Origin of the sequence: Aquirhabdus parva (assembly GCF_003351745.1) — a bacterium.
Lineage (GTDB): Bacteria > Pseudomonadota > Gammaproteobacteria > Pseudomonadales > Moraxellaceae > Aquirhabdus > Aquirhabdus parva.
In genome coordinates, this window is record NZ_CP031222.1 from 2,116,371 (window position 1) to 2,138,193 (window position 21,823).

Annotated in this window: 27 protein-coding genes and 1 tRNA gene; 13 read left to right on the forward strand and 15 right to left on the reverse strand. The window is 43.7% G+C overall.

Translation table 11 applies throughout. The annotated features are described in order from the left end of the window. Positions 1 to 128: 128 nt before the first annotated feature. The gene (locus tag HYN46_RS09495; RefSeq protein ID WP_114899160.1) at positions 129 to 1,073 is read left to right on the forward strand and encodes an RluA family pseudouridine synthase; all 945 of its coding nucleotides are present in this window, start codon (positions 129 to 131) and stop codon (positions 1,071 to 1,073) included. Here HYN46_RS09495 and HYN46_RS09500 read toward each other — a convergent pair. Together HYN46_RS09500 and HYN46_RS09505 are read right to left on the reverse strand one after the other, a co-directional pair. Next, on the reverse strand, positions 1,006 to 1,596 hold the full coding sequence (locus tag HYN46_RS09500; RefSeq protein WP_114899161.1) for a hypothetical protein: 591 nt from the start codon (positions 1,594 to 1,596) through the stop codon (positions 1,006 to 1,008). The genes HYN46_RS09495 and HYN46_RS09500 overlap by 68 nt on opposite strands. A 20-nt stretch (positions 1,597 to 1,616) precedes the next feature. Next, positions 1,617 to 2,255, reverse strand: a complete 639-nt coding sequence (locus tag HYN46_RS09505; RefSeq protein ID WP_114899162.1) for a 2OG-Fe(II) oxygenase — start codon at positions 2,253 to 2,255, stop codon at positions 1,617 to 1,619. 146 nt (positions 2,256 to 2,401) lie between these two features. On the opposite strand from HYN46_RS09505, the gene HYN46_RS09510 reads away from it, so the two are divergent. The 4 genes from HYN46_RS09510 to HYN46_RS09525 all read left to right on the forward strand — a co-directional run bounded on the left by HYN46_RS09510 (position 2,402) and on the right by HYN46_RS09525 (position 6,299). Next, positions 2,402 to 3,259 (forward strand): 23S rRNA (adenine(2030)-N(6))-methyltransferase RlmJ, encoded by an 858-nt coding sequence (locus tag HYN46_RS09510; RefSeq protein WP_114899163.1) that lies wholly within the window; start codon positions 2,402 to 2,404, stop codon positions 3,257 to 3,259. 151 nt (positions 3,260 to 3,410) lie between these two features. Then, positions 3,411 to 4,298: a CDP-diacylglycerol--serine O-phosphatidyltransferase gene (pssA, locus tag HYN46_RS09515; RefSeq protein ID WP_407640800.1), complete on the forward strand. Its 888-nt coding sequence runs from the start codon at positions 3,411 to 3,413 to the stop codon at positions 4,296 to 4,298. Positions 4,299 to 4,573: 275 nt separating this feature from the next. Beyond that, positions 4,574 to 5,602, forward strand: a complete 1,029-nt coding sequence (gene msrP / locus HYN46_RS09520) for a protein-methionine-sulfoxide reductase catalytic subunit MsrP (protein ID WP_114899165.1) — start codon at positions 4,574 to 4,576, stop codon at positions 5,600 to 5,602. A 55-nt stretch (positions 5,603 to 5,657) separates the two neighbouring features. Then, entirely contained in the window at positions 5,658 to 6,299 is a 642-nt protein-coding gene (locus tag HYN46_RS09525) for a protein-methionine-sulfoxide reductase heme-binding subunit MsrQ (protein WP_114899166.1), read from the forward strand. A gap of 265 nt (positions 6,300 to 6,564) precedes the next feature. Here the strand turns inward: HYN46_RS09525 and HYN46_RS09530 are convergent, their stop codons facing one another. Then, the gene (locus HYN46_RS09530; protein ID WP_114899167.1) at positions 6,565 to 6,765 is read right to left on the reverse strand and encodes a hypothetical protein; all 201 of its coding nucleotides are present in this window, start codon (positions 6,763 to 6,765) and stop codon (positions 6,565 to 6,567) included. Between the two features lie 241 nt (positions 6,766 to 7,006). Between HYN46_RS09530 and HYN46_RS09535 the strand changes: the two genes are divergently transcribed. After that, positions 7,007 to 7,429: a surface-adhesin E family protein gene (locus HYN46_RS09535; RefSeq protein WP_114899168.1), complete on the forward strand. Its 423-nt coding sequence runs from the start codon at positions 7,007 to 7,009 to the stop codon at positions 7,427 to 7,429. Between the two features lie 147 nt (positions 7,430 to 7,576). Here the strand turns inward: HYN46_RS09535 and HYN46_RS09540 are convergent, their stop codons facing one another. Continuing rightward, complete coding sequence (locus HYN46_RS09540) at positions 7,577 to 8,434, reverse strand: tyrosine-type recombinase/integrase (RefSeq protein ID WP_114899169.1); 858 nt, start codon at positions 8,432 to 8,434, stop codon at positions 7,577 to 7,579. Between the two features lie 73 nt (positions 8,435 to 8,507). On the opposite strand from HYN46_RS09540, the gene HYN46_RS09545 reads away from it, so the two are divergent. After that, the gene (locus HYN46_RS09545) at positions 8,508 to 8,948 is read left to right on the forward strand and encodes a hypothetical protein (protein WP_114899170.1); all 441 of its coding nucleotides are present in this window, start codon (positions 8,508 to 8,510) and stop codon (positions 8,946 to 8,948) included. 486 nt (positions 8,949 to 9,434) lie between these two features. On the opposite strand, the gene HYN46_RS09550 is transcribed toward HYN46_RS09545, so the two are convergent. The 11 genes from HYN46_RS09550 to HYN46_RS09595 all read right to left on the reverse strand — a co-directional run bounded on the left by HYN46_RS09550 (position 9,435) and on the right by HYN46_RS09595 (position 15,662). Next, entirely contained in the window at positions 9,435 to 10,391 is a 957-nt protein-coding gene (locus HYN46_RS09550; RefSeq protein ID WP_114899171.1) for a zonular occludens toxin domain-containing protein, read from the reverse strand. 12 nt (positions 10,392 to 10,403) lie between these two features. Beyond that, positions 10,404 to 10,688, reverse strand: coding sequence for a DUF2523 family protein (locus HYN46_RS09555; protein WP_114899172.1), 285 nt, complete (start codon positions 10,686 to 10,688; stop codon positions 10,404 to 10,406). Between the two features lie 2 nt (positions 10,689 to 10,690). Continuing rightward, entirely contained in the window at positions 10,691 to 12,025 is a 1,335-nt protein-coding gene (locus HYN46_RS09560; RefSeq protein ID WP_114899173.1) for a virulence factor TspB C-terminal domain-related protein, read from the reverse strand. Between the two features lie 125 nt (positions 12,026 to 12,150). Further along, positions 12,151 to 12,405, reverse strand: a complete 255-nt coding sequence (locus HYN46_RS09565) for a major capsid protein (protein ID WP_114899174.1) — start codon at positions 12,403 to 12,405, stop codon at positions 12,151 to 12,153. A gap of 13 nt (positions 12,406 to 12,418) precedes the next feature. Then, positions 12,419 to 12,616 (reverse strand): hypothetical protein, encoded by a 198-nt coding sequence (locus HYN46_RS09570; RefSeq protein ID WP_114899175.1) that lies wholly within the window; start codon positions 12,614 to 12,616, stop codon positions 12,419 to 12,421. Between the two features lie 185 nt (positions 12,617 to 12,801). Next, positions 12,802 to 13,083, reverse strand: coding sequence for a hypothetical protein (locus tag HYN46_RS09575; RefSeq protein ID WP_114899176.1), 282 nt, complete (start codon positions 13,081 to 13,083; stop codon positions 12,802 to 12,804). 20 nt (positions 13,084 to 13,103) lie between these two features. Next, on the reverse strand, positions 13,104 to 13,409 hold the full coding sequence (locus HYN46_RS09580) for a hypothetical protein (protein WP_114899177.1): 306 nt from the start codon (positions 13,407 to 13,409) through the stop codon (positions 13,104 to 13,106). Continuing rightward, entirely contained in the window at positions 13,400 to 14,665 is a 1,266-nt protein-coding gene (locus tag HYN46_RS09585; protein WP_162818141.1) for a replication initiation factor domain-containing protein, read from the reverse strand. Before HYN46_RS09585 ends, HYN46_RS09580 begins: the two co-directional genes overlap by 10 nt. After that, positions 14,658 to 14,924 (reverse strand): hypothetical protein, encoded by a 267-nt coding sequence (locus tag HYN46_RS17260; protein WP_162818142.1) that lies wholly within the window; start codon positions 14,922 to 14,924, stop codon positions 14,658 to 14,660. Before HYN46_RS17260 ends, HYN46_RS09585 begins: the two co-directional genes overlap by 8 nt. Further along, a complete protein-coding gene (locus HYN46_RS09590) occupies positions 14,924 to 15,208 on the reverse strand; it encodes a hypothetical protein (RefSeq protein WP_162818143.1) in 285 nt (94 codons plus the stop codon). The genes HYN46_RS17260 and HYN46_RS09590 overlap by 1 nt, the downstream gene beginning before the upstream one ends. 377 nt (positions 15,209 to 15,585) lie before the next feature. Next, positions 15,586 to 15,662, reverse strand: a tRNA-Arg gene (locus tag HYN46_RS09595). Positions 15,663 to 15,940: 278 nt separating this feature from the next. On the opposite strand from HYN46_RS09595, the gene HYN46_RS09600 reads away from it, so the two are divergent. The 6 genes from HYN46_RS09600 to mltB all read left to right on the forward strand — a co-directional run bounded on the left by HYN46_RS09600 (position 15,941) and on the right by mltB (position 21,603). Beyond that, positions 15,941 to 16,870, forward strand: coding sequence for an ABC transporter ATP-binding protein (locus HYN46_RS09600; protein WP_114899180.1), 930 nt, complete (start codon positions 15,941 to 15,943; stop codon positions 16,868 to 16,870). Positions 16,871 to 16,873: 3 nt separating this feature from the next. After that, complete coding sequence (locus HYN46_RS09605; protein ID WP_114899181.1) at positions 16,874 to 17,647, forward strand: ABC transporter permease; 774 nt, start codon at positions 16,874 to 16,876, stop codon at positions 17,645 to 17,647. Further along, positions 17,644 to 18,471: an NADPH-dependent 7-cyano-7-deazaguanine reductase QueF gene (gene queF / locus HYN46_RS09610; protein WP_114899182.1), complete on the forward strand. Its 828-nt coding sequence runs from the start codon at positions 17,644 to 17,646 to the stop codon at positions 18,469 to 18,471. Before HYN46_RS09605 ends, queF begins: the two co-directional genes overlap by 4 nt. A gap of 171 nt (positions 18,472 to 18,642) precedes the next feature. Beyond that, positions 18,643 to 19,305 carry a hypothetical protein gene (locus HYN46_RS09615; RefSeq protein WP_114899183.1) on the forward strand — a complete coding sequence of 221 codons (663 nt, stop codon included), beginning with the start codon at positions 18,643 to 18,645 and terminating at the stop codon, positions 19,303 to 19,305. Between the two features lie 37 nt (positions 19,306 to 19,342). Beyond that, positions 19,343 to 20,485 (forward strand): rod shape-determining protein RodA, encoded by a 1,143-nt coding sequence (rodA, locus tag HYN46_RS09620; RefSeq protein ID WP_114899184.1) that lies wholly within the window; start codon positions 19,343 to 19,345, stop codon positions 20,483 to 20,485. A gap of 122 nt (positions 20,486 to 20,607) precedes the next feature. Further along, positions 20,608 to 21,603, forward strand: a complete 996-nt coding sequence (gene mltB, locus HYN46_RS09625) for a lytic murein transglycosylase B (protein WP_114899185.1) — start codon at positions 20,608 to 20,610, stop codon at positions 21,601 to 21,603. Positions 21,604 to 21,823: the final 220 nt, after the last annotated feature.

Consider the following 21,823-nt stretch of genomic DNA (forward strand, 5'->3'; position numbering starts at 1 on the left):
TGAACGCTCTAGAGCTTTTTGATTTTTGATATAAAAAATTACCGACTCTTCTAGACATGAAATCATGGTGACATTCTCCACTCGATACTTCGCTATAATGTCAGTTCTACATCCAATACAGTGTCATCATGCAACGTGAGTCTTCAGTATCGAGCCCCATACCACTCCGTGCGGGTCTAAGTCCCAGCTGTGTCTGGTTACCCAACGCCTCTCATACCCTTTTGCTCGACTTTCTCACGACACGTTTTAACGAAATTCCGCGTTCAATCTGGCAGGATCGCTTAGTAGAGGGCCTGGTCTTAAATCAACAAGGTGTGCCTTTTGATTTAGACAGCCCGTATATCGCTAATCAACATATTTATTATTATCGCCATATCGAAAACGAGCCTCAGATCCCGTTCATTGAACAAGTACTCTATCAAGATGAACATTTATTAGTAGCAGACAAACCCCACTTTCTACCCGTCATCCCGTCTGGCAAGTATGTCCAAGAGACACTGCTTACACGTCTTAAAAACAAGCTGGGTCTAGATGATTTGGCACCCATTCATCGTATTGATCGTGAGACAGCAGGAATCGTTTTATTCTCGATCAATCCAGAAACGCGAGATGCCTACCAAGCGTTATTCCGCAACCATAGCATTCATAAAACCTATGAAGCGATTGCATCGAATCGGGAAGACTTAATGCTTCCGATGACTTATCAAAGCCGGATGGTTAAAGGTGAGCCATTCTTTCGGATGAAAGAAATCGAAGGGGAATACAATGCAAAAACGGATATTGAACGTTTAGAAGTTAATGGGGATTTTGCCAAGTATCGCTTGTCACCCATCACAGGCAAACAACACCAACTGCGTGTGCACCTTGCTGCACTTGGCATCCCCATTCTCTTTGATCCTTTTTATCCCGCTCTGTCTGACTGGAAATCGGATTACAGCAAACCCTTACAGCTCCTTGCAAAAGACATAGCCTTCGTTGATCCAGTCAGCCAGCGATCTCATCAGTTTACGAGTGAACAGCGGTTATTGGATTGGGAATCGATTGTGCAATTGATGCATCGGCATCACGACTGATTTGCTCAAACCAAAGCTCATGACGAACCTCAGCAAATTCAGGATATTGCTCCAAACCTTCAAAGACAGGTTTCGACTCCATACGCTTTAAAACTTGCAGCCAACGTGTGAGCCAATGCTTGGTCAGCGCAGGCTTATTAAGTGCCGCATCCAAACGCGCCAACTGCATGAAAATCGGAGGATATTCTGCATTGGAGTGCGGTCTTAATATTTGCCCAGCCACGACCAAATATCGTGCTTCATGGGTCACGATATGGAATTGCAAATAAACCGCAGCCAATTGTGCCGAAAGCAAAACACTGGTCTCTTGATCTTCGATCTCCGCACCAGCCAGTTCTAAAATCACAGCGGCTTCGCTTAAAAAATGCAACTGCTCATTTTTGCTATTACTCAGCTTCACAAGTTCAAGACGAAGATAAGCGCGTTCAATGGCAAGCGTTGGCGTTGGTTGCGTCAAAAACAATTGATCCGTTTCACCGACACGGGCAATCAATTGGCTTACATTCATACGATCACTCATCATCTAACCCTCTTCACATTCATTTAAACGGTTGTATCTCTTCGTAACCATCCTGCGATAGAGCGACGTACCACCGTCGCAGGCAATACTTCATGGGGGAGATCACTCTGAAATACAACCAAACGATTACCGATTGGTAGAATATCCTGCACGGCATCACTTGCATCGACCAACCGCAGTGCACCCCCCCACTCTGCGCGCCAGTTGTTTGAATCAACTTGATTTATTCCATGATTTAAATACAAAACGGTAGAGATTGCACGTACATCAGAACCGGACGCATTATCACGATGCTGCGCATAGAATTGCCCGACTTGGTAACAGGCATAGTGCGCTTCGACCGAACGAATCCCTAGATATAACGCGCGATTAAGCACTAAGCTTAAAGCTTCTAATGCTTCTAAATACTCTGCGCCAGCCTGTCGATTTACAGTCGGGTCAGACTCAATCCAACGCGTAGAATCACTACGTACCGTCTCTAAACGTCCGCCAGTGCTGATCTTTGCCGCTTGATAGTGCTCATCCTCGCGACTTTCTAACACCAAAGCCATATAAAGGGACTCTGGCAAAGCATGATCAAGCACGACAAAACCTTGCTCGACCAAAGCCTCTAAATATTGAGAATCCTCAAAGTATTGTTGCCAATGCATCATCCAATTCATTCAATTTGAATTCCGTAAAACATCAAGGTTCATGCTAACATGTTGGCAGGAATTTGCCTTTTTTGCATTCCGCACTTTTTTATTTTGTTTTAGAGCGAAGTTTTATAACTTTCTGCTGTATTGACTGTGGGTTTTGAATTTACTGTATGAATTATCGTCATCATTTCCACGCTGGCAACTTTGCCGATGTGATGAAACATGTGCTTCTCCTCGAACTGCTCGAACTTTTGGGGCAAAAGGATAAACCTTATCGCTATATCGATACGCACGCAGGTGCAGGAATATACGACTTAGCGTTAGCACCCGCTCAGAAATCGGGTGAGTATCTAGACGGAATTCATCGCTTAAGTCAGCTTGAAGCCAGTGTCACGCGCCTTGCGCCACCGATGATCCAACGCTATTTAGAACTCGTTGAAAAATTGCGTAGTGAAAAAAGCCGTGGCTGGTATCCGGGCTCGCCGTGGCTCGCTCTCCAACAAATGCGCGACATCGACACAGGGACAGCATTTGAGATGCATCCTGATGTTTACGACCAACTCCGTCATTATGTTTATGATCGCCGCTTGGGTGTACATGAACGCGATGCTTATGAAGGGTTACTCGCGGTCATTCCACCGAAGGAAAAACGCGGTTTAGTCATGATCGACCCGCCTTATGAAGTGGAGCGCAAAGACTTCCCTCAATTGGTTGAGTTATTAGCGGCTGCACATCAAAAATGGCCAACAGGCGTTTTTGCAGTCTGGTATCCCATCAAAGATCGCCCGATGATTGAACGTTTTGAAAAGAAAATGATGAAAACGGGCATTCGCCGCCAACTGATTTGCGAATTATGCGTATGGCCAGATGATACCCCAGTCGGCTTAAACGGCTGCGGTTTGTTGGTTATCAACCCACCCTATCAGTTTGCTGACCGTGCTGACGCACTATTGCAGTGGTTATTCCCCCAGCTCAAAATGAGTGAGAATGGCGGACATGCTGCCGTAAGATGGCTCGTCGGAGAATAAGCCTTTTAGGTTTAATGGGTATACATTTCCCCACTGAACCAAAATGAATTAAATATATTAATATCTTGAGAAATGAGCTGTTCATAACAGCTCATTTATTCGTATCATCCAACTATCTCTTCATTTGCCTTTCATGGAGTCTGCCGTGGCTATACCAGAAAAACAACCAGAACGCCGTTCAGCGGAGCAGCCCGACTTACTATCAGTTGACAATCTTGCCTATGAAGATGATCTTCATGATGGACTGACTTTTGAAATTATTGAAGAAGAACGTACACGTGAAGGCAGTAAGGTTCGCAGTAAAGGGATCTACCTATTTCCAAATCTGATTACAACAGCCGCACTGCTTTGCGGTTTCTACTCCGTCATTGCCAGTACCAGTGGGCAGTTCGAAAAAGCGATTTATGCCATTTTCTTAGCCGCATTGTTTGACGGTTTAGATGGTCGTGTTGCACGTTGGGTCAATGCACAAAGTGCATTTGGCGAGCAATATGACTCTCTTTCGGACATGCTGTCCTTCGGCGTCGCCCCGGCCATTCTTGTCTACAGTTGGGCATTGCAACCCTTGGGCCGCGTTGGCTTAGCCTGCGCATTCATTTATACCGCTTGCGCCGCATTCCGCTTGGCACGATTTAATGTACAAATCGCTGTTGTCGATAAGCGCTATTTCATCGGACTTGCAAGCCCCCTCGCCGCACTCGTCGTTGCCAGTGGTATTTGGGTCGGCATCGACAATCCAGCATGGATTGATATCAGTATTATTGGCTGGAAAATTCTGTTTGCCGCGTTAGTCGTATTCGCTGGCTTGCTGATGATCAGTAATGTGCGTTATTTCAGTTTTAAAGAAATGGATCGCAAACGTGTTCCTTTTGCGATCATGCTACCGGTTGTTTTGCTGTTAATTGGCATTGCGTACAATATTCCGCTCGGTCTATTTTGCGTAGGTTTGATCTATGCCTCCTCAGGAATAATTGCACTGATCATGTCCAGAACCAAAAAAACCAGCGTCCAAAAAGAATCTGTCAACGACGCAATATAAGAAAACAATACGACTTCGCAAGGCGACACACCGCCTTGCGAAGCTCGAATACTTCAAAACCACAGCTCCCTTTCCCTTCTTTTATCTGACTAAATTCCTTATAGACGCAAACATTTTAAAAATGTTACAACCCTGTACGAATCCACCGTAAATCTCCTCAAAATCACAGCTAAATAATTCGCAGCTTTAGCTTAAAAAGCGCTACATTATATTCAGCGCGTTGTGATGATAAACGCAAACAAAATAGCTAAATATGTGAGTCGGGGAATACCGAAATGCTTATCCTAAATCGTAACCAAAACACGCCTAATCCCAGCGAAATAACACCCGAATCTCACTATTTAAATCGGCGTGCATTTTTAAAAACTGCGAGTTTGACCGGAGTCGGAATCGCAACGGGTACGAGCAGTTTGATCCTCCCCGCATCCGCACAAGCTCTGGCACTCCCTTATAACGTCGCCCCCGAGCGACCAGATGCGCCTGCATATATCAAACAGAAAATCGCGGCACGTAAAGTAGCGACTAGTAATCCAACCGGTGAAACGCTGACACCCTATGAATCAGTGACGACTTATAATAACTTCTATGAATTTGGTACGGATAAATCCGACCCCTCACAAAATGCTGGCACCATTAAAGTCTCGCCTTGGAGTGTCAAAATCGATGGGCTATGTGACAAACCGGGTACATACAGCCTTGAAGACATCCTCGCTCCGCATACTCTTGAAGATCGAATCTATCGTTTCCGCTGCGTCGAAGCATGGTCAATGGTTGTACCTTGGCTAGGCTTTCCTCTTGCAGACTTACTCCGTCGATTTGGACCCAAGACAACTGCAAAATTTGTAGTCTTTCACACCCTCATGGATCCTAAACAGTTACCGGGTGAAAGCGGCTCTGCACTGGAATGGCCTTATGTCGAAGGATTACGCATGGATGAAGCCATGAATCCATTAACCCTGATGGCTATGGGCTTATATGGCCGCAGCCTGCCCGATCAAGATGGTGCCCCCCTTCGTCTTATCGTGCCTTGGAAATATGGCTTCAAGTCGATTAAATCGATCGTACGCATCACTTTCTCGGATCGTGCGCCTGTCACCACATGGTTGGGCCGTGCACCGCAAGAATACGGCTTCTATGCCAACGTTAACCCCAATGTCGATCATCCACGCTGGACGCAAGCAACTGAAAGACGCTTACCAAGTACCCTACTCAATCCAAATCGACGCAAGACCCTGATGTTCAACGGCTACGAAAAAGAAGTCGCGGGTTTATACAAAGGCCTAGACTTAAAACGTTTTTATTAAACGTTTTATGAGGAAAGTTAATGACCATAAAAACACTGAAGATAAGAAGTGAAGAATGAGTGCAAGAAGCATAAAAATCGCCCGTAAGCTCAAACCGGCCGTGTTTGTATTACTACTCTGTCCGGCCTTATGGATGCTCTATCAAGCAATTTTTGCCCAGCAGTTACTTGGCGCTGATCCTGCCAAAGAATTGGTCGATCAAAGTGGTTCATGGGCAATTAAGGGTATTTTATTGGCATTAGCCATGACACCACTACGGATTGTTACTGATCAAACCTACTGGATTATCTTTAGGCGTATGACCGGATTGTTTGCATTTTTTTATGCAGCCTGCCATTTCCTCATTTACAGCGTACTGCTGCTCGGATTAGATTTATCACTCTTGACGACAGAGTTGACCAAACGTCCTTATATTATTGTCGGTTTCATCGCCCTCCTTTGTTACATCCCGCTTGCCATCACCTCGACTCATGGATGGCAAGTGCGTCTCAAGCGAAATTGGGCGCGCTTGCATAAACTGGTCTATGTCATCGGCATACTTGCCGTGATTCATATGACTTGGCTTAAAAAACTAGGACTAACTACGACATGGCCCTATGCTTTGGCATTGGTTATTTTACTTGGTATTCGTATCATCAATTGGCTACAGAAAAAGTGGCATGCTAAAAAAGTTACCCATATAAACAAGGCATTGTGATTAATGTTTTCTGGGCAACTGACGATTCACGCTGAACGGTTTACAAGATTTATTTGACCAACTGGTTCCATTAAATCTCAAATATGATAATCTGCTTGCAGTTTCAGCTCTTTGCAATCCTTTGAGTTGGTGCTACACATCCGCCCTGACAGCTCACGCTCTCGGGGCGTTTTAATAGATGGCTATTACGTATCAAACGACGAGCATCTACGTGAGATAACGATTATATCTCATGATATAAGCACCTTAAGCTTGAGCTAGTGCTTTAGAGTTGCTGCTTTCTACGATGGTTTTGTTGCATTCGATCAAAGATATCATCGGGCTCATCGATGGGTTTCCCTTCAAAGTCAACCCACAAGAACCCACAAATAGCGCAGAGCGTGAGCTTCTTCTCACCTTCTTTGCACAGCCCTTTCAGCGTATTTTTTTTGCCGTTAAACGATGCGCAGCTATAACAAAAATCCATTTTTGTAGCCTCATATATTGATTGAAGTTATTTGCCAAAAATCCTATTCGGCAAAAAAATTATAAAACAATCTATTGCACACTTAATCACACTTTCATGGATTTTAGTTTACATATTTGTTAAAAAACGAACAATGCCATGTCCAAAATCTGTTCAACTATGTTTTCTATTTTGTGGCGCGTTGGCAACTCATATCGGCCGTGTTATATACTGCATGAGATTATTTATAGTGAAATTGCATATGCGCGCTTTATTGATGCTGCTGATAGCTCTCTGTACAACACGTACAGCGCTAGGGTCTGATTGGCAGCAAGTCTCAGTCGATGAAGATGGCTACTATTTCCTAGATGCGGATTCGATCCAAGCCGTTAAGGGTAACTCGGGCATGATTCAAGTCTGGGTGAAGGCAATGTTTGAGGATAGTGACAAATTAAAAAATCCTGACGGACACCCCTATGAATTGAACAAAATTGTTGCTCAAGAAATTTTTGATTGTACGAAATCGCAGTACCGGATGGTGCAGGTGATTTCATATGACGAAACGGACACCATACAAGACAGTAATTACAGCAAAGATCCGATGAAGAACATTACTCCCAACTCCAATGATGAAGATGCTTATAAAGTGGCATGTAATCTTTGGGGGCAACGGAAAGCGGGCTAAGAATCTCTTTTAGAATAAATAAAACCACCTGTAGGGTGGTTTTTTAATTGGTGCGCCTGGCGGGATTCGAACCCACGACCCCTGCCTTCGGAGGGAAAGGGGCAATGGGAAAAGTAAAAAATAATTGTAATTTTATGTTAACAACCGTCATAAATTTGGCAGTTTTTTTACGGCATCGTGTAATTGCGGGTTTGCAAGATGAGCATATTTTTCTGTTTGCGTAATTGATGAATGACCGAGTAAATCTTTCACAACATACAAACTGACTCCTGATTGAACGAGCCAACTTGCGAAAGTATGGCGTAGATCATGAATCCTAAAATCAAAAATATCCGCTCTATCACATGCACGTCTAAAACTATTTTTCATACATTTGATGTGACTTTCACCATCTAAACCAGTCAGAACATAACGTGAATGTGGTGCGTTCACTTTATTCCAATACTGTAAATTCTCAAGTACTAACCTAGTATTTTCATTAATTGGTACATATCTTCTTTTAGCAGTCTTAGTATGTTGAGAGCCTAAAGTAATGATATTGTGATGAAAATCTACACGCGACCATTCAAGTTTAAACAATTCATTTTTACGGCATCCTGTATTCAATGCAAGGCTGATAAAGCAGGGAAGATGTGGACGTTTAGCATATTTTGAAGCCGATCTAATCAAGTCTTGAGCTTCAATAGGCGTGATAAAACGGACTCTTGAATCTGGTTCTTCAAGACTTAGGCTGGAAGCAGGATTTATGAAATCAAGCTTAAATTCTAATTTATAAAAATTGATAGCTGCCCTCATATAACGTAATTCACGATTAATAGTAGAGTTGCAAACACCTTGAGAGAGTCTAAGCTTCATATATGCACGAATATCAGAGCGTGATAATTCTAATATGTCAGTATTTTGAAAGAATGGTTTTAGACGTTTTAATGAGCTAATATCCCTTTGTTTGGATTTATGAATGGATTCTTGATCATAGAACAGGACAACATCATCAAACAGAAGCATATTAAATCCTTTTTAAACATAGATTTAATATAGGTCACAAGTTAAGTTTTTGCAAAATATTTTGGGGGAAATTATGAAATATATTAGTATATTTTTAACAAGTAGTCTTATTTTGAGTGGATATCTAATTAACTCAGCAATAGCCGAAAGTTACCAAGGAGTTTATCGTTGTCAAAATGGAAACAGTACTACCTTTAGTGATAAAGCATGCAATAGTAGTGGTCAAAGAATGAATTATATGAAAATTCAACAAGCTAATACTTTGAATAATGCTCAACCAGTATATGGACAATACAAAAATAACAGCCAAACTTATGCAAATACCAGCTATGAAAATAACAACTATCAAAACTATAGAAGACCTTGCCCAAACGTTTTTGAAGTAACTGAGCGGTATAACAAAGCAATTCAAGACCTACGATTTAATACAATGAGAAATGCTGATCAGGACTATCAAAAACAGGAACTAGAGAGGCTAGAGAGAAACAAACAAGCAGAATTACACGGATGCTGAAACGTATACAATTCTATATGACATTAGTGCTGCTACTTGAATGTGTCTAAATATTTCTTATCGATGCACTCAAAAATTGATCAATTACTGCGATCGCCAGAGAAAACACTATATCTAGTGGCTATGGATCTGAATCAGGTCACTACATATTGTATTTAACGAAAAACCCCATCAGATCTGATGGGGTTTATTTTATGTGAGAATCACCGGAAATCGTCGTTAGTCCATGCATAGTGAATACGCAAAATCATCATGACAACGAAACACAAAAGCACGAAGCCAAAATAAATGCCTAGAAATATTTGAATAACAGTATCAACGGAATTTTGCATAAACACCTCTTGATCATTTGCCTGTTCGACACTCACAGGCTGCATTTTGAGATCTCAGTTGAACTTAACACAAAAAACGGTTCACAGAGGGAAATTGAAGGATCGTTGAGCTGGGTTAAAACGGTTCACACCATGTGTTAATCCATGCGGCCGTTCAAAGCGTTTTAGTCGTAACAACAGGTTGTTGGGATTCGTGGCGCCACGGTTGATCAGGTTGAGGCATTCGAGAAAATGAAAGCATCGAAGGATGATCAGAATATTGCTTACAGGTGAGCATATCGATAGGCAGAATCTCACCGTAAGAGTTTTTGGCTACACAACCGCCACCGTTATAGATTACGAAAGCAACACGCTTATTCTCGATGGCTTGTAAGTCAGATTTATCGTCTTTTACCTCTTGTTTAACCTGACTATCAGGCGCTTTAACAGGATTAGCAACGATAGAACCTTTAGCAATTTCAGCTTGAGTCTTAGCAACTGGAGGTGTTGAAGATGTGGCGAAAGCTTTGTGATACAGATATGCAATCATGATAATAACAACAACAAGCATCCAGACAGCGTTGATAACCTTCATCGGTATAGCCAGCTTCTTTAAGCTATGATTATGAGCCGATTTATACAAAGCAAACAAATGCTTAGGATACGGGAAAAGAAATACATTCTCCGCTTCACGTTTAGCAGATTTAGTATGTGGATTATCCTGAGCATTACGCCAGAGCCAGATATTTGACATTTGAGCATTCATAGCACGTGCAACGTGATAATGCTCACCGACAACAGCGGTAACGTCGGTATTAAGGAATTTAGGGTGCTGTGTAATGATGATGATGTCATAACCGTAATGACCATGCGTTTGCAATGACTCGATAATGTCGTTTAAACCCCGAAACTTACGAGACCAGATATTACGCTTTTGAACCTCATCATAAACGATTACAGAGCCGTGAGGCGTTGTACGGTAATCGTCAGGCGCAGGCTGTAAACCAATGATATTAAGCCCTTCAATGTCAGAATAGACCGTCCTACCCTCACCGATTAAATCTATGATTTTTTTAACGGTAAACAAGGATTTGCCCGACCTAGGAACACCAGTAACCAAAGTAAGAGCCATGATAAAACCTCATCAACTAGACTTACGAATGGATATACCAGTTGAACTCATGGTCGCACGAGCAATTAAAGCGCCCATGATGACCGATAAGCCCTGATCAAGCCCAGAAACACCAATCAAGGCAGCAACATCACCAGCACCCGATAGACTGGCTTGCATTTGACCTAAAGCATAAGTAACGAGTGTCATGATGACGGCACTAGACGCAAGACTAAGACCCGCACCAGTTAGCACACGTTTAATAAGACCATCACCACTCGAATCTAAGGCTTTCCGGAAAAGTGATTGAATACCCATAATTAATTCCTCACTGCACCGACAAGTATGTAAGCAGCAGACAGATAGCTAATGCCCAAAAGCGCAGGACGTGCACGCGCTAAAATCTCGCATAAAGGCGATAGATCAAAACTAAAGGAAACTGTTGTACCGCCAACATCAAGTGATGACTGTGTCGGCGCTGGACACTGCGAAGGCATCTTAAAACGACCTGTATCAAAGACTTTAGCGACAGATAAATCAGGATTATCGCTGTCGTCTTTGGTCGGAGGCTTTGTATCCTCAGCAGCCGCAGTATCAGGCTGAAACTGGGATTTTGACCACGTAATTGCATCACATACAACAGACGCCCAAGTACAAAAAGCGGGTAATTTAGCATCTGTTGGTGTAGTTGGATTGTTAGGATCAACTGGAACACAAATACCGTCAGCTCCAGCAGCATAGCCTTGTCCGCATGTTGGCGAATCTGTTTTAGTACATAGACCTGATTGAGCATCAAGCTTAAAACCAGACGTACAAGTACGAGTCGCTGGAGGATTAGCAGCAGCAGCGGCGGCAGCAGCATTAGCAGCAGCGGTTTGTGCAGCAGCATCAGCACCAGAAGCAGCGGCAGCAGCGGCAGCAGCGGCAGCAGCACCCAAAGCAGCAGCAGCAGCAGGATTAGAACCAATGGCATTGCCAACATCAGAAGGAGAAGCAGGTTTAGTTTTAGCAGGTTGACCTTCAGTAACAGCTACAGCTATAAGTGTTGCCGCAGTTAGACCACCTGAAGTACTACTGCGTGCGTAAATCTTACTATAGGGTTCATGATCGCCTTGAATAGAATCAAATGTATATCGTTCTTGTGACGATTGATTAACGTGTGAATTAAGGTATTGCAAAAATGCAGCTATGAGAGCTGATAACGGTGCAGGGTTAGATGGACCAATGCCAAAAGCTGTACCATTATCACCAGCAAAATAATAGTAATAAGCACCAGATGTTGGCGGTGTATTAGGGTCAACAGATGTATCCGGAATATTAAAAGAACCATCTGAATTTGGAGAACAAGAAGTGACATGAATAGCACGTAAAGCAGAACAGATAGGATTATTAGGATCATTACAGGAATTGCCAACGAGTTCACTAGCGATGCAATAAGAACCAACACCAACAGCAACAGCAGCCGCAGCAGAAGCCAAACCAGCAGTACTAGAAGCAAAACCACCAGAACCACCAGCACCTAACGATGCCGCTACATCACCAGCACCAGCAGCAGATGTAAAAGGTGGGATAATTGGATCGATCGCAAAAACGGCAGCAGGCGCAAATGCAAGCACCAAAGACATTAAAAAAATATTAACTCGCTGAATAAACATGTTTTTAATCCTTCAATAGCCACATGAATGCAACGGTGACAGTAATCAAATAGAACCAAGCCATGAGAAGCCCCTAAAATAGAAACCGTGATGCGCTAACATCACGGTTGTATTGCAAAACGCTATTAACGTCCGAAAGCCTGCTTCACGTATCCCCAGACGGCAAGAGTCGCTTGGGGTGCGATTTTGGCAGCGCCAACAAGAGCAATTGCAGCAACAGCAGTACCGAGGACAGCTACACCAGCAGATACATCGATAGCGTCAGCATGAGCAAACATAGGCAAAGCAGCAGCAGTACCAATTGCTAATGCATTACCAAGACGAGCAGACTTGTTAACGGTTTTTACTTCTTGAACTTCAACAACTTCTGATTTATCCATGATGGATACTCCTTTATTTACGAGCCATAAACTTGCCGACAATCTTCCATGCAAAGACCACACAGAACATTGTGACAACAGGACCAAGTAGCTCATTAGCTTGGTCATTCGTTAAGTCTGGGAGAAACGGTTGATCGACCGCCCAGACGGTACATGTTGATATGCCATTGCCATCAGGAGCCGATAGCTGTGAGCAGACGTAGTTACTCATTTATAGGCACTCAAATAAGCCAAGACATGAGAGCAATGATCACCAGCTTGAAGCAGATCGATATAGCCGCCGATGATCATTAATCTCATGACCCAACAGCTCCACCAGCTACTTGATAGATCACTGTAGCTAAGATAATTAATCCAAAAATCATGATTTAACCCTCGTATATAAATTGGACTGTCCTAAATAAACTTCAAAAGCTCAGGTGCATAGCCATCCAGTTCAGCTAACCTAATCCAAGCATTTTCACGCTGGGCTTTACTGAAATAGACAGGCTTAGAAAGCACGTACATACAGTGAGAACGAGTCGTTAAGATACCGTTGAGTGCATCAATGCGAATTTGCTCACGCTGGAGGCGCTTGTAGTCAGTAGAACTCTTAGTCAAGCCTAAATTCGGTCTACCCGGGACTTTAGGAATCCCAGCTAAATCCATCGTCTTAAAGTCACGCTTATCTTTAGCCATTATTTGGACAGTCCAAAAAATTAAGATTGTTTAGGTGATGGTTGTGCCACAGGCTTAAGATCAACGATGATCATGCGAGTTGATTTGCCAGTGGTGATGACTTCGAGAGTTACATCGGCATTGAAAGGCGGGATAAGCCCCTGAATGCTTTTGTAGTTGTCAGATGTACCCCATCGATAGTCCGATCCAGCCGAGCCAATGGCATCACCATTTTTTTGATCTAATGAATCTTGCGTGTAGATCGTAGTGTGATCGTATGGCTTGCCTTCCATTTCGCCCTTAGAGCGTTTAGCACCGATCACAGTGATTGTTGATTTCAATTGCATGTTAGTGACTCCTTGATAGCGACCTGTGAACGTGCCCCCGATGCGGTCAAATAATCGGACGTTGATTGCATAGCCTCTTCAGTCCAACGCTTTGCGAGAATCTCGCAAGGAATCAGACGTGCAGGTGTTTGAGTGCGTTTATGAGTGAGGATGTCTAATAGCTCTTCGTCGCTATAGACCTGCCTGAACATGTTTATATATTTGCCATAGGAATGACGCGCGTTATGGACAGCCTTTTCCCATGTAATCTCGGCTTCTATCTGTTTGGTATAGATTTTTACAGGCTGAATAGAGTCTTGATTAAAGACGTTAAGACACTGATATTGCGCTAGAAAGTATTGACTTGGTGAAAGCAAAACTTCAAAAGGAATAATGCGATCAGTACTAGAAATCTCTATTTCTGAGCGCACCCAAGGCGATGATGGATCACCTAATTGCTTGCCTTTCTCATAAAAACGACCACATTTGCCATTTTCGCGTTTGCCTAATTGAAGGGTGCGCCCTTTGCCATCTGGACGTTTCCAGTTGCCAAAGTGTTGTACTGTAGGGAGGCGACCACCATTGCCAAACATCCCAAGAGTGTCTTGTTCATTAAAGAAATCAAGGTCATATATGCCTTCGAGATCATCATGGCATAGGTCTATGCGCGTTATTTTTGCACGCTCAAGCTCATTAACCATATAATTATAAAGACGTTTTTCCCATCCTTTAGAGGCGTAAGCTGTACCTGTACCATTAATTTGAATGGTGAAACGTCCAGTAGCATGACCGATCAACAACAAACCGAAATTATCTTCTAATTCCCATGAGTACTCATGAAAGTGCATGCCTTTGTCACGTTTCTTCAGTATGCCGAAACCGAATATATGCTTAAGGTCAGCATCAATCAGGTCAGCCATATAGTCGAAGGCTTTTTCACGTTGGGCAACATCAAGACCAAGATATTTATCGCCATAGGTTTCATAGCCACCTGAAACAGATATCCAGTCAATGGCGGCAATCTCATTCTCAGTAGGGCGGCTGATCAGTACAGGGAATGATTCTTTACCATTATGCAAAATCACATAGCGGTCGAGTTCCAGACTCGGTTTAGCTTGGCTACTTCCTAACTTTCCCCCCGTATTACAAACGGGGGAGAGAAAATCGACAGCTTCGCGCTTGCCGCGTACTGTCTCGTCGTACCTCCTCGGCAGTACTTGCGCGCGCTTAGACTGTTTTTTTACTACTGGCGAGATCACATCCGTGGTGTTAGTCATGATTGACACCAATTTCCTTTTCGTAGTCGCTAATGCGCTGATTCTCTTCAGCAAACAATTCATGAAGTGTGCTGATGTCTGATGAGTCGTAACCCCATGTAGAGCAGACACGCATTAATTGTTCTAGGCATTGCTCAGTATTAGGACTAGATGAGCCGCTAACGATGATCTCTTCACCGTAGGCTGCAACAATATGAGCCACTGTGATAAAAGCGGCTTGATTGAAGGTATGCTGATCTGGAAAGGTCAGTGCTGACATTAGGAGTAAACCTCACGTAGCTTGAAAGAATTCATCTCAGCTTGAAACTGAATGCTAGAAATGGTGATCCTGTCTGTATATGACTTGGCTTTTTCATAGCCGTAGCGCCACATGTAAAAATCTGGTGTGTTTTCTGGATGAGGATTAACGGTAGGTAAACGCTTAAGAAGATGATCTAAAAATGCGGCATTAGCGCCTTCACGCTCCATAACAAAGAAATACGGATGGTCTGAATGGAATTCAGCCTTTAATTTCGTATGAGCTTTATTTTTAGCCGTGTCCATCACACCACCTGACTTGAATTGTCACCAAAAAGGGCTTAATTTAATAAGCAACCAATTATGGAAGTTCTTCCAAAATTGGTAGATTAAATTTACCTTCCAAATATGGAAGAAGTCAAGGCAGCCAAATATGAACATAACTCAGTTAATCAGTCATGCTAAAGAGGCAAAAGGGAGTATTAATGAAGTAGCAGCGGCTATGGATATTAATCCAATAAGGCTCGCAGATTGGAAAGCTGGACGCAGAAAACCAGATGCAAATGAAATTGCACAACTAGCTGATATTGCAGGATTACCGATACTAATAACAGTCGCAGATGTGCAACGTGCTATGGGAGAAGAACACCAAGATATATGGGAAAAAGCGATACAACAAGAAGTGGTGCGCCTGGCGGGATTCGAACCCACGACCCCTGCCTTCGGAGGGCAGTACTCTATCCATCTGAGCTACAGGCGCATTTCGATGCGGCGCTCATGATAGGCAAAAAGCTGCGCAAGGTAAAGCAACGATTGTTATTTGAGTAAATGTTTATCCACAAATGACTATATATTCACCTGCTCACATTGTGGTGATGATCATATCGTTGCTTGCAACGCTAAGTTTCCCATTTAAGACATTTTATTTGCTCATTGCCTTGCATTCTTCGTTTAAAATACCATTTCTATATCATTCATTAGTAAATCAGATTGGCAGCTGTTTTGCCCTCATGCATGCATATTTAAAGAGAGATCGTAATGACGGATGCACTGGTTCTTCGTAACCTCACCAAAACCTATAAAAGTGGACTGCAAGCCCTCAAAGGAATTGATCTCACAGTTGCTCAAGGTGATTTCTATGCCCTGCTTGGCCCTAATGGTGCCGGCAAATCAACAACGATCAGCATCATCAGCTCGCTGACACTCAAAACCAGTGGAAGTGTAGAAATCTTTGGCTACGATCTGGATAAAGAGGCATCAAAAGCCAAACAGTGCATCGGTGTTGTTCCACAAGAATTCAACTTCGGCATGTTTGAAAAAGTATTTGATATTCTGGTCACTCAAGCGGGCTATTACGGCATCCCTCGCCCGCTGGCGATGCAGCGTGCCGAAAAATACCTGACCCAACTGGGTCTTTGGGAAAAGCGCAATGTGCAAGCACGTCTCTTGTCAGGCGGTATGAAACGTCGACTGATGATTGCCCGTGCAATGGTGCACGAACCACGGATGCTGATTCTTGATGAACCGACCGCTGGTGTTGATATCGAATTACGCCGTTCAATGTGGGATTTCCTAACCACCTTAAATGAACAAGGTACTTCAATCATTCTGACTACACATTATCTTGAAGAAGCCGAAGTTTTGTGTAAACGCATTGCGATCATCGATAAAGGTGAGATTAAAAAAGACACCGATATGAAGAGTCTGTTGGCGTCACTTTCAGTCGAGACTTTTATACTGGATCTGCGCTCACCGCTTGAAACATTGCCGCAAATCAATTTAGCCGGGATCACCCTTGAACAAATTGATGCCAATACTCTTGAGCTCTCCTTAGAGAAAAATCACTCGCTCAATGATGTCTTTGACGTACTGACCGCCCAAGGCATTACGATTTCAAGTATGCGCAACAAATCCAATCGCCTCGAAGAACTGTTCGTGGGTCTCGTCGAAAAGAACTTAAAAGGATAAGTCATGAACCGCTCACAACTTTGGATTGCCTTTACGACGATCGTGATTAAAGAAGTTCGTCGTTTTATGCGAATTTGGTCGCAAACTTTATTGCCTCCAGCAATCACGATGACTTTATATTTCGTTATTTTTGGAAATTTGGTCGGTAGCCAAATCGGCTCTACGCATGGCGTCTCTTACATGCAGTACATCGTCCCAGGTCTAGTGATGATGGCGATCATTACCAATAGCTATTCCAACGTCGTTTCCAGCTTCTTCGGTGTCAAGTTCCAGCGCTCTATTGAAGAACTCTTGGTGAGTCCTGTATCGCATCATGTGGTCTTGCTCGGTTTCGTCATGGGTGGCGTCGCTCGTGGGCTTCTGGTTGCTATCATCGTGACGATTTTGTCGCTGTTTTTCACCCATCTGGGTATTCAACATGTGGGTATCGTTGTCTTTACGGCCTTTGTGACCGCCGTCTTGTTCTCGCTCGGTGGCTTTATTAACGCCGTGTATGCGCGTACTTTTGATGATGTGAGTATCGTCCCGACATTTGTGCTCACCCCTTTGACCTATCTGGGTGGTGTGTTCTACTCCATGGATCAGTTATCTCCATTCTGGAAGACGCTATCTCTGATCAACCCTATTGTTTATATGGTCAACGCCTTCCGTTATGGCATCTTGGGTGTCAGTGATGTAAACGTTTGGGCATCACTAGGGTTCATTAGTATTTTCTGCGTGGCAATGTATTTCTTTGCTTATCGCTTACTGCATAACGGTACAGGAATGCGTGCATGAGTGTTAATGATTCTGCGCTGGGTCAAGAAACAGTCTATCCAGATCACTACAACCCCACTTTGCTTTTCCCGATTGCGCGTGCCGAAGGGCGCGCGTTATTAGGCGCTACTTATCCAGAGACCGTCAATCAAGGGGTAGATATCTGGCATATCTTTGAACTCTCTTGGTTAGATCGATCTGGTAAACCTGTTGTGGCGGTGGGTCGTATGACCTTGCCCGCAGACTCGCCCTATCTGATTGAATCAAAGTCTCTGAAACTCTATTTTAATAGTTTAAACTTTGAGACCTTTGCTGATCCTGATGCATTCCTTGCAGTCGTGATTAAAGACCTCTCTGCAGCAGCGCAGGCACCAGTGCAACTAGAACTTCTGGGTGTTGATGAACTTACCACTCACTTACCTCAGGGTATTTATCTTGATGGGTTAGCCACCACGCAATCACCCTCTCCCACTGAACCCGATGCCAGTTTATTGATGCTGGCTGAGGGTACATCCGAGATCGTTGAGGAAACGCTCTACTCGAATCTATTGCGTAGTAACTGCCCTGTCACTGGGCAACCCGATTGGGGCACCGTTTTTATACGTTATCGTGGAGCAAAGCTCTGTCAAAGTAGCTTATTGACCTATATCATCTCGTACCGTAAACATAGCGGTTTTCACGAGCAATGTGTTGAGCAAATCTTTGCTGACATTTGGCAATATCTAAAACCCGAAGCACTGGCAGTACACGCCCAATACACAAGGCGCGGTGGACTCGATATCAATCCTTGTAGGACCTCAGATTTGCGCTGGCTTCCGCAAGTGACTCGACTGGCTCGGCAATAATTTGACTCGACAAGCTCAGCTTGAAACAACAGAATAGCGTGCGCTTAAAAAGCTACCGTCACCAATAGCGAGGGGGCTCTATTTTTATTTGATACTTTTTATTTAAAATCAAGTATCTAAATTTAGAACAAGCTATATTTTTTATAAAGACATCTTTAAGAGGAAAGACTTATGACAGCTTATTTTGGTTTTACACCGTCAGAAACACTAAAAAGCAATATCGAAAAAGCGTTGGTACAGGCCAAAACACCGTCAACCGAACCTTTATATGTCATTCGTGACCTCGTATCACTCGGCATTACGGATGAACTGATTGACAACGTTCTCGTGCAATTGGTTCATATGCTTCCGCCTAGCGACAAAAAAGAAACCATGGAAAAGCTCGCTAACTTTATTAAAAGCACTGTTCACGTCCTCATGAAACAACTCCTAAATAAAGACCCGAATGAACAAGTGCTCAAATCAACTGAATTCCTGGCACTCAGCAGCAATACCCATGAAGGGCAACTTAAAGTGGGTACCGTTCTGCCAGATGCATTAGTTGCACAGATGAAAGCTTCATTTGCTGAAGTTTTTGCAGGCAATGGCAAAGCGGTACGTCCAGCTCTTGCGGAACAATTCAAATTGTTCTCTGATGTCATGATCAAGCACTTCATGGTTGATTTTAACCAAACGCTGGATCTGGGCATGTTCAAACGTAAAGCATCTAGCCTTGCACAAAGTGGGATCACAAAGGCATTGCACGTTGCGATCGATAAACTCGTTCCTAGCTTAACCCAAGACGAACTACTGGCATTCACTAAGCATTACGATGCGTTGATCTACACCGCGTAAGAACTCACCCACGGAAGTCGCTTTAGGTTGCTCAAACATGTCTGATTATCATCACTACCGCTTTTTGCGTTACGCGCCGCGCGATGGTACAACCATGCAAATGCAGCCTGGGCGATGGACGCGAATGCATCTCGACCCATGGCTATTGGGATTACTCTTAATAGCAGCAACTTTTGGTTTGATTGTCCTTTATAGTGCTTCTGGACAAGATGCAGACATGGTCACACGCCAAGCCATTAGTTTCGGCATGGCATTTGTGGTCATGATTACACTGGCCCAAGTACCGCCCAAGATGTATGAAGCTTTTTCTCCGTGGTTCTTCGCCATGGGGCTCGTTCTATTGATTATGGTCGCATTGATTGGACAAGTCTCTTTAGGTGCAAGGCGCTGGCTAGGTGTCCCCGGTTTATTTCGCTTCCAACCCTCTGAGTTTCTCAAACTCGCCATGCCGATGATGATGGCGTGGTATTTATCTGGGCGAGTTCTACCTCCCAGTTGGAAGGTCGTACTGACTGGCTTACTGCTCATCGCTATCCCTGCGGGTTTGATTGCCAAGCAACCCGACCTGGGTACAGCTATTCTGGTGAGCGCCAGCGGCTTGTTTGTGCTTTTCCTCGGTGGACTGCCTTGGTGGATGATTGGCGGCTGTGTCGTCGCTCTTGGCGCAGCATTACCCATCGCATGGGAATTCCTACTCCATGATTATCAAAAACAACGCGTTTTAACCCTATTCGATCCAGAAGCGGACGCCTTAGGTACGGGCTGGAATATTATTCAGTCTAAAACCGCTATTGGCTCAGGCGGTTTAATGGGTAAAGGTTACCTGCAAGGTACCCAATCTCACCTGCAATTCCTGCCTGAAGGACATACCGACTTCGTTATCGCGGCCTTTTCTGAAGAGTTCGGCTTAGTCGGCGTCACCCTCCTTCTTCTTCTATATAGTGCATTAGTAGGCCGCGCACTATTTATTGCTTTTGAAACATCCAGCACCTATGGCCGTTTGCTAGGGGGTGCGATTGCTATGTCGTTTTTTGTCTATGTTTTTGTGAATGTCGGTATGGTGAGTGGTATTCTGCCTGTCGTAGGTGTACCACTGCCTTTTATTAGCTACGGCGGTACGGCATTGATTACATTGATGAGTGGGTTTGGACTACTCATGTCCATTCGAACTCACCGCTAGTCATCGAAAAATCTCTAGTTAAGATTTTCATACGATATTTACAGCTTATTAATAGATACAGATAGCGGTGCTCGCCGCCTTTGAGGGATTCCAAATTGAATCACATTAAATTTATAACAACTATGGTTGCATCCGTTGCGCTTAGCACTAGTGCTTATGCTGGGGATTTTGATTCAGATCCCGCATATCCCGCCTTTCGCGATCAGATGGTCCGCCAATATCAATTTGCACCAGAAGATGTTGATAACATCATGATCAATGCCCATCTGAAACCCAATATTCTGGCGGTGATGGCAAAACCTGGCGAAAGCAAAGAATGGTATCAATACCAACCGCAATTTATTACCGAAGCCACAATTAATAAAGGCCTCGCATTTCAGACAACCTATATAGAAGCTTTAAATCGTGCTGAAAGCACCTATGGTGTACCTGCTGAGATCATTTTAGGGATATTAGGCGTAGAAACTGGCTTTGGCGGTCATAAAGGCTCTTTTCAAGCCTTAGACGCCTTGTCGACCTTAGCATTTAAGGATACACGTCGCCCCGACTACTTTAAGCAGGAACTGGCTGAACTCCTCGTCTTTGCACGAGATGAAAAAATTGATGTGACCACAATCAAATCCTCCTATGCAGGCGCGATTGGCTATCCTCAATTTATGCCCAGCAATATTCGCCAGTATGGTGTTGATTTTGACGGTAGTGGGCGTATAGACCTCGTTAATAGTCCTATCGATGCAATTGGCTCTATCGCTAACTATTTAGCCTCCCATGGATGGCAAAAAGGAAAACCGATCGGTTATCGCGCCAAGTATGAAGGCACTGATGATAATCTCATCATTACCAAGGATCTGACCCAGCCTCGTCCAGCAAGTGAGCTATTTGCACTGGGACTGACACCGATTACCGCACCAGTAGCACCGACCGATCTCGTTTGTGGCGTGCGCTTAATGGGGGATACAGGCCCGCTATACTGGTTTACCTATCCAAACTATCAAGTGATTACGACTTATAATCGCAGTCGCTTGTATGCAACAGCGGTTTGGCAGTTAGGTGCAGCCATCCGTGCCAGAGGAGCTAAACTGGTCATGCCTGACCTAGATGCGGCGAAAACGCCATAAAAATCTTCTCGCAGTCGGCCAAAAAATCAACAAATTTTGATTTTTGAAATATATTGTTACTATTTTGTTCAAAAAAACAGCACAAATGATGCCGTTATGTAAAAACATCCCATATTCGGGCATTTTTTTAGACAATTTCGGATTTGGACAGTAGGATGTGTCTTCATTGCTACATTTTATATTAAGCCAAACTTGAAGATGGTGGTTGATAGCAACATCC